General features: G+C 36.8%; 8 protein-coding genes. 5 read left to right on the top strand and 3 right to left on the bottom strand.

The window, feature by feature from the left end; all coding sequences use genetic code 11:
- The first annotated feature begins 29 nt into the window (after window positions 1–29).
- Window positions 30–1,892 (top strand): TonB-dependent receptor plug domain-containing protein, encoded by a 1,863-nt coding sequence (locus ABEB31_RS02680; protein ID WP_347049796.1) that lies wholly within the window; start codon window positions 30–32, stop codon window positions 1,890–1,892.
- 113 nt (window positions 1,893–2,005) lie between these two features.
- On the opposite strand, the gene ABEB31_RS02675 is transcribed toward ABEB31_RS02680, so the two are convergent.
- Window positions 2,006–3,586, bottom strand: coding sequence for an FAD-dependent oxidoreductase (locus ABEB31_RS02675; RefSeq protein WP_347049795.1), 1,581 nt, complete (start codon window positions 3,584–3,586; stop codon window positions 2,006–2,008).
- Between the two features lie 190 nt (window positions 3,587–3,776).
- Between ABEB31_RS02675 and ABEB31_RS02670 the strand changes: the two genes are divergently transcribed.
- The 4 genes from ABEB31_RS02670 to ABEB31_RS02655 all read left to right on the top strand — a co-directional run bounded on the left by ABEB31_RS02670 (window position 3,777) and on the right by ABEB31_RS02655 (window position 7,739).
- Complete coding sequence (locus tag ABEB31_RS02670) at window positions 3,777–4,136, top strand: hypothetical protein (protein WP_347049794.1); 360 nt, start codon at window positions 3,777–3,779, stop codon at window positions 4,134–4,136.
- A 49-nt stretch (window positions 4,137–4,185) separates the two neighbouring features.
- The gene (locus tag ABEB31_RS02665; RefSeq protein WP_347049793.1) at window positions 4,186–4,389 is read left to right on the top strand and encodes a hypothetical protein; all 204 of its coding nucleotides are present in this window, start codon (window positions 4,186–4,188) and stop codon (window positions 4,387–4,389) included.
- Between the two features lie 228 nt (window positions 4,390–4,617).
- Entirely contained in the window at window positions 4,618–7,287 is a 2,670-nt protein-coding gene (locus tag ABEB31_RS02660; RefSeq protein WP_347049792.1) for a PAS domain S-box protein, read from the top strand.
- Between the two features lie 2 nt (window positions 7,288–7,289).
- Entirely contained in the window at window positions 7,290–7,739 is a 450-nt protein-coding gene (locus ABEB31_RS02655) for a response regulator (RefSeq protein ID WP_347049791.1), read from the top strand.
- Between the two features lie 50 nt (window positions 7,740–7,789).
- Here ABEB31_RS02655 and ABEB31_RS02650 read toward each other — a convergent pair whose 3' ends face one another.
- Complete coding sequence (locus tag ABEB31_RS02650) at window positions 7,790–8,584, bottom strand: 4'-phosphopantetheinyl transferase family protein (protein ID WP_347049790.1); 795 nt, start codon at window positions 8,582–8,584, stop codon at window positions 7,790–7,792.
- Window positions 8,571–12,581, bottom strand: a complete 4,011-nt coding sequence (locus tag ABEB31_RS02645; protein ID WP_347049789.1) for a non-ribosomal peptide synthetase — start codon at window positions 12,579–12,581, stop codon at window positions 8,571–8,573. Before ABEB31_RS02645 ends, ABEB31_RS02650 begins: the two co-directional genes overlap by 14 nt.
- Window positions 12,582–12,624 lie beyond the last annotated feature (43 nt).

Raw genomic sequence — 12,624 nt, 5'->3', positions numbered from 1 at the left:
ATACTACTTTTGCCAAAAAAAATACCAAAATGAAAAAAATCTATTTTGCTGTCCTTTCAGTAATTTGTACCCAATTTTACGCACAAACAAAAAGTGATTCCATTACGCAGATGGATGAAGTTATAATTAATGAAAACCGTTTTAATACGCCGATCTCTAAACAAAACCGCAACGTCTATGTAATTACCAGCGAAACCATAAAAACTTTACCGGCAAGAACCTTACAGGAAATATTGCAATACGCCAACGGTGTCGACATTCGCCAGCGAGGACCGTTTGGAACTCAGGCAGATGTAAGCGTAGACGGCGGTAGTTTTGAACAGACTGTTGTTTTATTAAACGGAGCCAAAGTAATTGATTCGCAAACGGCTCATAATATGCTGAATCTGCCCCTTCCGGTTGAAGCAATAGAAAGAATTGAAATTGTTCGTGGTCCGGCTGCAAGAATTTATGGCATCAACAGTTTAACCGGTGCGATCAATATTATTACCAAAAAACCAACTGATTCAGGATTTATGGTAAGCACGTATGCAGGTTCTAATTTTGAAAAAGATACACAGGATACCGGTGATACTTTTTACGGCACCGGCGTTCAGGCAGGAGCGGTTTTAGGTGAAGAGAAACAACAGCATTTAATCTTTGCATCGCACGATAAAAGTAATGGGTACCGTTACAACACCGCATTCGAAAATAATAAAATTTTCTATCAGGGAAATGTGCAAATCAATGATTCTAATGAAATTTTAGGTTCTGCGGGTTACATTAACAACGGATTTGGAGCAAACGGATTTTATGCCGCGCCGGGAGATATTAATTCAACAGAAATTGTACAGACAACATTTGCAAATATCCAGTCTAAACACGCAATTACCGAAAGCTGGATAATTATGCCTCGCGTTACCTACCGATACAATTATGACGATTACCGTTATTTAGGAAATGCCAATTTAAATGCGGGTAGAAGTCAGCATTATACCAATTCGATTGCCGGGGAATTAAATTCTACCGTTAAATTGTCTAAGGGAGAAATTGGTTTTGGAGCCGAATTTAGAAATGAAAATATTCATTCTTCCAATATAGGAGATCACGACCGCGAAAATATGGGGATTTACGCCGAATACAGAACAAGTTTTACTGAAAAGCTAGATATTAATGTTGGAACTTATCTGAATTACAATTCTGATTATAAATGGCAGATTTATCCCGGAATTGATGCAAGTTATGCCATAACAGATCAGTTTAAAATTATTGGAAATGTAGGAACCAGCCAAAGAATTCCTTCGTTTACAGATTTGTATCTGAAACAGACGGGAAATATAGGAAATGTAGATTTAGATTCAGAAAATGCATTCCAGAGTGAAATTGGTTTTAAATATAATAAAAAGGCATTAAGTTTTAATGCAAATTATTTCTACAGAAAAATTGATAATTATATCGACTGGATGCGCAATGCAACCACGATGCCATGGCAGAGCCAGAATACTGGAGACTTGAACACCAACGGAATTAATCTAAGAGGTATCTATCGACTTGTATTCTCAAAAGACTCGAAGCTGAATATTTTATTGGCGTATACTTATCTGGATTCTGAATTTAAAAGTTCCCGAACAGAAATATATTCTAAGTACTTAATTTCTTCATTAAAACATCAAATTACCAATACTATAGATTATCAGTTTAAAAATTTATCTGTTTCTTTTGCAACTCGTTTCAACGAAAGAATTACCGGGCCTTCGTACTGGGTAAATGATTTCAGGATAAGTCAGTCCATTAATAAATTCACGATTTTCCTGGACGGGCAAAACATTTTCAATGCTGTTTATTATGAAACTGGTGCAGTACCATTGCCATCAAGATGGTTTACTTTGGGCGTGAAACTGGTTACTTTGTAAAATACTTTTATTACATAGATTATTAAATAAAAAAGCTTGCAACATTGTTTGTTGCAAGCTTTTTTCATTCACCATAACATTAATAAGGACATTTTCGGAATGTCGGCCTTATACTATTTAATATGAATATTTGATAAATTATCTTCTGCAGGTCCGTTTAAAACTGTCCCGTCTGTAGCAAATCGGGAACCGTGGCAGGGGCAGTCAAACGATTTTTCGTCTGAGTTCCATTGCACAATACAGCCCAAATGCGGACAGACAGCAGAGAAAGCCTGTAAGGATTTATCATAATCTCTGTATACCGCAACTTTTCGTAATCCTAAAGAGAGTACTCCGCCTTCACCAGGTTCCAGATCAGCGGTATTTTTAAGATCAGATCCTGTAATCCAGTCCAGATATTGTGATGCCATATTTCCTGCTTCCTTCAGATAGTCGCCCATCGCCTTAAAAGTAATGCGCGACGGACTGTATAAATCCTGCCATTTATTTTCCTTACCCTGAATCAGGTCTGATATTATCATGGCACCAATAGTAGTATGAGTCATTCCGTTTCCGGAATCTCCTGTGATGATATAAACATTATCATCGCCGGGATTTCTTCCCATAAAACCTAAAGAATCAAAAGGTTCCATAACCTGACCCGACCATTTATATATTACTTCATCTAATATCGGAAAATATTTTCTGGCCCAGTTTTCTAATAGCTCATAGCGCGTAAGTGCAGAAATATCTTCTTCGTCTGCCTGTCCCGTTTTATGATCTTCTCCCCCGCAGATTAACAAATCATATTCATCATCAAAATCTTCGAGTCGGACATAATGGTAAGGTTCTGCAACCCATTTTGATTCCGGATCACCGCTGTCCCACCACAAAGCGTGGGGCAAACTGCCCTTCGGAATTTTTCCGCCAATAACATACGTTCTGTACGCATGCTGTTTGGTGTGCATGGTTACAACATCGTTAATTGGTGTATTGGTCGCCACTACAATATGGTCTGCAGAAAAACTGAAACCATTTACTGTTGCGCCTTTTTTGGTTATATTTTCGGCATGGGCTTCTGTATAAATTGCTCCTCCAAGGTCTATAATGGCTTGTGAAAGCCCTTTTAGATAATGTAATATATGAAACTGTGCCTGATTTTTAAATGTAAGGCAACGTTGATCCTGCGCGTTTGCTAGAGATGGGATATGATTTAATAAAACAGTATCAAGTCCTGCGTTTTGAGTTGCTTCAAACTCCTTATCTAGATTTTTTTCTTTGTCATTAGGATGAAGGAATAAATAACCATTTACTCGTTTAAAATTGCAGTCACTATTTAACTCAGTTACAATTTTTTCGATTTCATCAATTGCGGCACTATGACTTTCGGCTGCAAGTTTGGCGTTTTCTTTACCAAAAGTATTTTGAATATAATAATATCTGTCGTCAAGCGCACAAGTAAGATGAGCAGTTGTTCTGCCGCTTTCTCCGCTTCCGATAAAGCCATCTTCCACTAAAACTACTTTTTTTCCTGCTTTAATAAGTTTGTAAGCAGTTGTAAGTCCAGCAATACCACCACCGATTATCAAAACTTCTGTAGTAATGTCCTGAGTTGGTTTTTCATAGGAGATCAGATCTGTAGAATCTACCCAAAAGGAAACATTTTCACCAGAAGTGATGCTTCCTTCATTTATATTTTGATTTGAATTTTCCATCTGTAATCTTTTAAATGCTATTTAAATGAATATTACCAAATCTACTTCGTAAATGCTGAAAAGGATTACAATTTTCCAATTCCAGTTTTATAGGATTTCAAGTAGGCTTTTATGTAAGGATTTTAAAAAATAATGTAATCTCAAATATTTTATAATTAGTTACTTAGTAAAAATGAAAAGACCATATATTATGAAATCGATACTTAGAATGAAAATTATGTTTTTAGCCGCTTTAATAGGACTGTTTGTTTCCTGTAAAAAAAATGACGGTTACAGTGATGAGATAGAAACAAGCACAATTCCGGTAGATACGACCAGTTCTGCAGATTCGACAAGAATTACAACAGATACTGTTGCAACTGAAGCTGCTCCTCAGACACATGGAGCCGGAAATCAGGAAAGAGCAGATGATCAGTCTGAAAATACCACTGGAACAGGAACCGGACCCAGCGCAAGTTCACAGGATGGTGCAACTTATACACCTTCTTCAGGTGTACAGAAGGATAGTGTAAGGCCAAAATCCGATACACAAAAAAACAAGAAAAAGTAAATCTGATATTTAACAGACAGATTGAATTAATTAATTTAAAATATTTAGGATGAAAACAATAGTAAACATTAAAATTGCTTTTGTGATTCTTTTAATCGGCGTTGCATTTTCCTGTAAAAATAATGAAGCTGCGACAATGACACCAAACGAGAATGATACTATTCAGAATACTCTCGACACGGTTGGACCAGAAGTAGATACAATTATGGAAGACACTGCATCCAGTGTTCAGGTTGATTCTGTAGCAAAATAAAAAAAGCAAATATTACAATAATTTACAAAGCTGAATCTCACGATTTGGCTTTGTGAAATTAAAACAGTTTGCCAACCTCATTTTACCTGATTTTATTTGTGCCTAATAATTAAAATGAATGATTTAATTACGCAGGTTTTTATTTATATTTGAGAAGGATTTAACCCAAATTACTATGTCTTTAATTTCATTAAACAGCATTGGAAATTATTTTCACCAACTACTATAATGGAGATAATAAATAATTCAAGCCTCTTTCAGACTGTTTTTAATTCTGCTCCAAGCGGAATTGCAGTACTAAAACCTTTATTTGATGATAAAGGTAAAGTACAGGATTTTTCCATATTATTACTAAACACGTATCTGATAAACTGGATTAATAATCCGGATTATGCAGGTAAACGTTACAGTGAGCTTTCGAAAATGAAAGAAACTGACAATCTTAGAAAATTTATTGAAACTGCAGAAACAGGAGTGGCGTGTAATTTTGAACAATCTTACACAGAGGACGATACTGACTATTGGTTTGTTTTTAACGCTGTAAAAGAAGGTGAACTGCTGGTTGTGACAATGGAAGATATATCTGAAAAAAAGCAAGCAGAAACTGCATTAAATTCCGCTTCAGTTGATGCAGAAAAACAAAAAAGACTTTACGATTCTATAATAAACAGCACGCCCGATCTGGTTTATGTATTTGATCTGGATTATAAATTTACGTATGCCAATAAAGCCCTGCTCAACATGTGGGGGAAATCGGCAGAAGATGCAATAGGTAAGGGCTTAAGAGAAAATGGATACGAAGAATGGCATGCTTTAATGCATGAAAGAGAAATAGATATTATTGTTGCTGAAAAGAGATCAATCAGAGGGACGGTTTCTTTTCCGCATGCAGAACTGGGAAAAAGGGTTTACGATTATATTTTAGTCCCGGTTTTTAACGAAAATGGAGAAGTAGAAAGTGTAGCCGGAACAACCAGGGATATTACCGAAATAAAACTGGCTGAAGAAAAGCTCCGCGTTAGTGAGAACCGGTTCCGACATATGATTTCTCAGACTCCGGCGCCTACTTTGGTTTTAAAAGGAGATGATTTGGTAATCGAACAAATTAATACTCACATGCTTCAGATGATTGGCCGTGGCGAAGAAATCATCGGCATGCGCCTCATTGATGTTTTACCGGAACTCAAAGGACAATATGTCTGGCAACAGGTTTTGAAAGTATATAATGAAGGAATCCCATTTGACCAAAGCGAAGTTCGTGTACCACATAACCGTACCGGACAATTAAGAAACTACTATTATAACTTGGCTTATCGTCCTTTAATTGAAGAAGGAGAGATCACCGGAATGATACAGGTTGCTGTCGAAGTAACCGAACAGGTTATGGCACGACAGAAAATGGAAGAAAGCGAAAAACGTTTTCGTGCACTCGTAAATGCATCGTCAGATTTAGTCTATCACATGGATGCGGACTGGATGATTATGCAGAGTCTGGAAGGTGACGGATTATTATCCGGACCTGAAGGGCGCGGCGTGAATTGGCTGGATAAATTTGTGTATCCAGGAGATTTGGAAAAAGCAGTTCATCTCATTTCTAAATCTATTGTAGACAAAAGCATTTTTGAAATGGAACACCGGGTAATTAATTTAGACGGTTCAGTGGGCTGGATTTTTTCGAGGGTTGTTCCCATATTAGACGAGCACAATAAAATTATAGAATGGTTTGGTACAGCGAGTGATATCACTTCGCAAAAAGAACTTCAGAATGTAATTACAGAAAGCGAAGAAAAATTCAGACAGCTAGCCGATCTTGTTCCTCAGATGATCTGGACCGCTAATCCAAACGGATTTGTAGATTATTATAACAGCCGATGGTACGAATATACAGGTATGGAGGAGGATGATTTTGGAGATTCCGGATGGATTTCCAAAGCTCATCCCGACGATGCAGAACTGGTCTCTAAAGTATGGTACAACAGTGTGTACAGCGGTACTTCGTATCAGCTTGAGTTTCGATTGCGAAATGCGAGTACCGGAGAATACCGTTGGTTTTTAAGTAAAGCCGTTCCTATTAAGGATAAAGATGGTGTAATTACGAAATGGTTTGGAACCTGCACAGATATTCATGAACAAAAATCAATTACAGAGAATCTGGAGATTCTGGTTGCAGAACGTACCAAAGAATTACAGCGCTCTAATGATGATTTACAACAATTTGCGCACGTGGCATCGCATGATTTAAAAGAACCAATTCGAAAAATAAAAACATTTGTAGGCCGTCTGGAAAATCATCTTGAAGGTAAATTAGACGAATCTTCATCCCGATTTATTGACAGAATTCATGTAGCTTCGGATCGTATGTTTAATATGATTGATGGCGTTCTGGCGTATTCTAAAATTAATGCCGACTCTCAAACCGCTACTTTAGTAGATCTTAATGAAGTGATCAAAAATATTGAAACAGATTTGGAAATTACGCTGCAGAAAGCAAACGGAAAAATTTTCTATCATAACCTTCCTACGATAGAAGGTGCTGCTGTATTGATTTATCAGTTGTTTTATAATCTAATCAATAATTCTATTAAATTTGCGAGGGAAGAAGTACCACCGCAAATCGTTATTGCCGCCAAAGAACAAACTGAAGGCGATAAAAATTTTGCAATAATTACTGTTGAAGATAACGGAATTGGTTTTGATATTGATCAGACAGGTCGTATTTTTGAAACTTTTACCCGACTTAATTCCAAAGACCGTTACGAAGGTACCGGATTGGGATTGTCACTTTGTAAAAAAATAGCAGAACGTCACGGAGGTACAATAACAGCCTCGGGAGTTCTTGATAAAGGTGCAGTTTTTAAAATTACACTGCCATTTGAGCAAAAGGAAAAAGACATTTAATTATGAAAGAAAAAATAATTTTACTAGCTGATGATGACAGGGATGACACTGAAATGTTTTGTGAAGCATTGATCGACATAGATCAAAATGTAATTTGTCATTGTGCAGAAAATGGAAGTGAAGTTTTAAAAATACTCGAAAATCAGGATCAGTTGCCGGGCGTTATCTTTCTTGATTTAAATATGCCGATCATTAACGGTTGGGAATGCCTCAAAAAACTTAAAGCTGACGAACGTTATAAGGACATTCCGGTCATTATGATTTCGACTTCTTCACACAAAAACGATTTGGAAACCGCGTCTCAGCAGGGAGCACTTTGTTATTTTGTAAAACCTAATAATTTTAACGATTTAAAAGACGTTTTGCGATCGGTAATTGAAAATTTAGAGACGGGATTGAAAGACTCCGCTCCAAAATTGGCAGTTAATAAATATCTTCATGTTTTTGCTTAGAATAAAACACAATATTTTCCTCGTTTTTAATTATGAATTTAAGCTGTGATTTAGTAACCCCTTTTTTGAGCCATTTTTAATAAATCGTGCATTTTATTTGGCATTTTATACATAAAAATATCTTTAGAACTGGTAGATAAACCTTCTAGAGCAATAGCACCAACATAATCATCTGCAAGATCAAAACTGTGAACCTGCCAGTCCTGACTGTTTTTTATTAAAGAAAAATCTACATTGTACTCTCCATCCAAACATGGAATGTACTTAAAATCTTCGTCAATACCTTTTCCCAGTGCTTTTACAAAAGCTTCTTTACGCGTCCATAAAGTATAAAATGTATTTTTTTTGTCCAGTGCCTTTTCTATGATGTTGGTTTCACTTTCATTAAAAACATCAGGAAGCATACCTGTAAAATTAAAATCCTTACTCATATATTCTATATCCAGTCCAACTTTTCTGCGGGAAACAGCAATAGCAGCAAAGTCTTCAGAATGCGAAATATTAAAATGCAGCCACGGATGAGAAGCTAAATAAGGTTTTCTGTTAAAGTCATAATCCAGGTAAATGTTCTTTACATTTAATTTCGTGTAAGCACCCAATACAAGTTTCAAAATCGACCGGTATATTATAAACCGGTTTCGGTCTGTTTCCTTATAAAAGCGTTTTGTTTTCTTCACTTCGGCAGAATTAAGGAATGCAGCCAGCTCGTCCTTAATTGCGCTGAAATTTGGCAGATAGACAATATAAATAATGATCTCATTATCTTCTAATAAATACTCTTTTTGTGGTATAAAAGCAGTACTTTTTGCCTGAAAGAATGAAACCAGGAGTTTAGAGATCTTCATGATTCCTGTCTAAAATATCCTGAATTAATCTTGCCAGTACTTTATCATTCGGTGGTGCTACAATGTTTAAATGATTACCCGAAATATTGTGAATGGTAACTCCGCCCATTGCAGCTTTTTTCCATCCCAGATGTGTTGGATCTAATTTGTAATTCTCATCGTCTTTGGAGCGAAAGAGATCAACACTAAAATTTTGTGGTTTGAGATGATATCGGTCCACAATTTTCTTTACCATTGCATCTGCTTCAATAAATTGCTGAAGAGCCAGTTCTTCCTGTTCGGTCATTGTAATTTTTTTGCCAAAATGCCTTTGAAGTATATATTCTTTTTTTCCGTTGATGCGCATTTTAAAAGCTTTCCAGCTTAACAGCATTTCTTTGAGGAAATCAAGTCTTTTGTGCGTCAGATCAAAGTATCTCACAAGTTGTTTGCGTCTGTAATTTCCATAATAATAAGAAGAATCGACATACGAGTCGAGTAATCCTGTTAAAGTTACGGTTTTGCCCATTTCCTTTAATTGACGGGTCATTTCAAAAGCTACAATTCCTCCAAAAGAAAATCCGGCCAAAGCATACGGTCCTTTTGGATTTACTTTGATGATGGCTTCGATATAATGGGCTGCCATCGCTTCAATCGATTCGTACCAGCCGTCAAAACCTTTGGGCCTGGTTCCCTGAATGCCATAAATAGGCTGATCGTCATCAAAATGTTTACTTAAATTTATAAAATTCAGAACATTAAGTCCGGCTCCGTGTATGATAAACAACGGTACTTTATTGCCAACTGGTTTAATGGGAACGAGACAATCAGCGTAGATTTCGGTTCCGGTGTTTAACAACTTAGCAAATTTCTCAACGGTTGAATATTTAAATAATGCCGATAAAGGAATTCGCTTACCAGTATGTTTTTCGATTTCGATCATTACTTTTACTCCTTTAATGGAGTGTCCGCCCATTTCAAAGAAGTCGCTGAAAATGTCAATATTTTCGAGATTTAAACTTTCTTTCCAGATAGTGGCCACTATATTTTCCTCTTCTGTTCGGGGAGCGGTGTATGTGATTTTTTTATTTACCTTATATTTTGCTAATTCTTTGCGGTCTGTTTTACCGTTAAGTGTAGTAGGGATTTTTTCAATTAAATTAAAATCATGCGGTATTAATTGTGCCGGCAATTTTGCGCCCAGTGCTTCGCGCCATTCAGGGATTTTCTCCGCACCACTTTCTAAGCTGGAATCTGGTACAATGTGCGCAACAAGAAAGTTTTCATCTGCCAGTACCACAGCGTATTTAATTCCGCCAAGGAGTAAAAGAGCCTGTTCTACTTCGCCGGGTTCAATTCGATGTCCTCTAATTTTAACCTGCTGATCTACACGTCCCAAACACTCTATTTCTTTGTTTGGATTTATTTTCCCTAAGTCACCAGTGCGATAAAGTATCTCATCTTTTTTGGCTGAAAAACTATTTTTGATAAATTTCTCAGCAGTAAGTTCGGGTCTGTTCCAATATCCTTTGGCAACACCATCGCCCCCAATTACAATTTCGCCTACATTTCCAGGCGCCACAAGTTGGCCTTGATTGTCTAAGATATAAATCTGTGTATTTCCAATTGGTTTACCGATGGTGATCGCTTTGTCTTCGGCTTTAATTTCCTTTACAGTTGACCAAATGGTGGTTTCGGTAGGGCCATAAACATTCCAGAGCGAATTACATTTGGATAGTAATTCGCCCGCCAGATCTGCCGGCATTGCTTCACCTCCGCATAAAGCTTTAATCGGTAAATGCTCGTTCCAGCCGGAATCTAATAACATAGACCAGGTAGTTGGCGTAGCCTGCAGGAAGTTAATGTTTCCGCTTTTTACCAAATCGAGTAAAAGTCTGCCATCCCTTGCAGTTTCGTGATCTGCTAATATTAATGTTGCACCTTTTGTAAGCGGTAAGTACAACTCTAAACCTGCAATATCAAATGAGATGGTTGTAATGGAAAGCAGTCTGTCCTTTTCCTTCAAACCGGGTTCCAAAGCCATACTACAAAGGAAATTAACCAAATTTTTGTGTGTAATGGGTACGCCTTTAGGATTTCCGGTAGAACCTGAAGTATAGAGTATATACGCAATATTTTCAGAACTCATCATAAAGGCAAGCGGAAGTGGCGAATAGTCATTCAATACCTCCGTTGCATCTTCGATAAATAGTGTTTGAGGCCAGGAGGGAAGAGATGCGAATAATTTTTTACTGGTCAGCAGTACTTTTGCACCAGAATCATTCAGCATAAAATCTAAACGCTCTTTTGGATATTCCGGATCTAAAGGCAGATAGGCAGCGCCGCATTGCATAATCGCGAGTAATGCATAAAGTAGCTCCGGATTTCTTTCAAATGAAACTGCAATAAAATCTCCAGACTGTATACCCTGCGCTTTTAAATAATGCGCCATTTGATTTACTTTTTTATGTAATTCAAGGTATGTTGTTTTAGAATCGTGAAATTCCAAAGCAATATTATGTGGTGTAAGCTCCGCCTGTTTCCTTAATAATTCGGTTAAAGTTACATCCGGATAAGGCATATCCGTATTGTTTATTTCGGCATAGTCTTCTAAATAATTCCCGCCTATTATATCTGATAATGGATTTTTTGGATCAGCGATTAGTTTACTAATAATTTCCTGCAACGATTCCATCATTTTATTTATGGTCCCGGGTTTAAATAGTGTGGTATTGTACGTCCATTGAAATTCGGGTCCGTTTTTGGTTCTGAAAATATGAAGCTGAATTTCAAAAGTTCCAAATTCGCGTGGATTTTGTTTAAATTCATGGGTAAGACCTGTATAAGAAAAATCTTCCTCAATAGTTCTGTTCAGGTCAACTGTCAGAATAATCGGAACCAAAGGTATTCTCGACGGATCTCTTGCGATCGGAAAACTTTTAAGCAGATGACCAAAACTTACCTGTTGATTTTCGTATGCATCAAATAATTGCGAATTTCTTTCTTTTAGATAATCAAAAAAGCTGAGATGCGACGCAATTTTACTGCGGAGCGGAAGTAAATTAACACAGTCTCCAATTAATTGTCTCATGTCGTAGACGCTGTTTCCGGAAGACGGAAATCCTACTACGACATCATTTTGGCCTGTTGTTTTGCATAAAAAAATTTCAAAAGCAGCCAAAAGTGTGGTCACAAGACTACTTCCGGCAGAAATTCCGATGTTTTTTAATTTGTTGATAAGGGCATCATCAAAAGGAAAATCAATTCGGTTGCTGTTGTATGTCCGTAACGAAGGTCGGGTAAAGTCCAGCGGTAATTCTATAACAGGAACAGATTCTTTGTACATATTGATCCAGAAATCTTCTTGCAATTTATAATCAGTGCTTTCCATGAAGGAATTAATTTTTTCAGCAAACTCACTGAAACGTTCCGGAACTGGGAGTTGTCGTTCTTTGTTTTCAACATAGGCAGAATATAGTGCAGCTAATTCTTCCAGAATAATATCGATACTTAAACCGTCGCCAATAATATGATGAATTGTAAGCGTAACAAGATGTTCAGCATCATCAATTTTAAGAATGTTAATCCTAAAAAGCGGACCATTTACCAGATCAAAGAGAGTGCTGATTTCTTCTTTGATAAATCGGTTTATATAGCCTTGTTTTTCGAATAATGCTAAATCAGAAAAATCATTTTGAGAAACTTCAATTTTGTAATCATTATAAATACACATAAAGTGACCGTCCGGACTAAATGTGGCCCGCAAACCTTCATGACGTTGTACTAATGTGTTTACAGCGCGTTCAAAAATGTCTGTAAAGAAATTGCCTTTCAGTTTAATAGATACAGACAAATTGTAAGCTTTGTTGGCATCACTTCCTCCAAAAATGCAATCACTCCAAATTTCCTGTTGCGAATTTGTAGTGTAAATTACCCTCTCTATTTCGGGTGAAAATGGATTAAATTGAATTTCAGTTTCAGTTTCCATTTCTAACTGTATTTGAGGTTGATTTTTCATTGTTCTCCTATTTTAAATGTTAAACCGGACAGCTTTTTTGACA

This window comes from Flavobacterium olei, from assembly GCF_039749035.1.
Taxonomy (GTDB): Bacteria; Bacteroidota; Bacteroidia; order Flavobacteriales; family Flavobacteriaceae; genus Flavobacterium; species Flavobacterium olei.
The sequence above is the reverse complement of the archived record's forward strand: the minus strand, read 5'-3'. Positions and strand labels throughout refer to the sequence as shown.

Coding starts and splice junctions, on each gene's coding strand:
- ABEB31_RS02680 (WP_347049796.1), top strand. CDS start 30: ATGAAAAAAATCTATTTTGCTGTCCTTTCAGTAATTTGTACCCAATTT.
- ABEB31_RS02675 (WP_347049795.1), bottom strand. CDS start 3,586: ATGGAAAATTCAAATCAAAATATAAATGAAGGAAGCATCACTTCTGGT.
- ABEB31_RS02670 (WP_347049794.1), top strand. CDS start 3,777: ATGAAATCGATACTTAGAATGAAAATTATGTTTTTAGCCGCTTTAATA.
- ABEB31_RS02665 (WP_347049793.1), top strand. CDS start 4,186: ATGAAAACAATAGTAAACATTAAAATTGCTTTTGTGATTCTTTTAATC.
- ABEB31_RS02660 (WP_347049792.1), top strand. CDS start 4,618: ATGGAGATAATAAATAATTCAAGCCTCTTTCAGACTGTTTTTAATTCT.
- ABEB31_RS02655 (WP_347049791.1), top strand. CDS start 7,290: ATGAAAGAAAAAATAATTTTACTAGCTGATGATGACAGGGATGACACT.
- ABEB31_RS02650 (WP_347049790.1), bottom strand. CDS start 8,584: ATGAAGATCTCTAAACTCCTGGTTTCATTCTTTCAGGCAAAAAGTACT.
- ABEB31_RS02645 (WP_347049789.1), bottom strand. CDS start 12,581: ATGAAAAATCAACCTCAAATACAGTTAGAAATGGAAACTGAAACTGAA.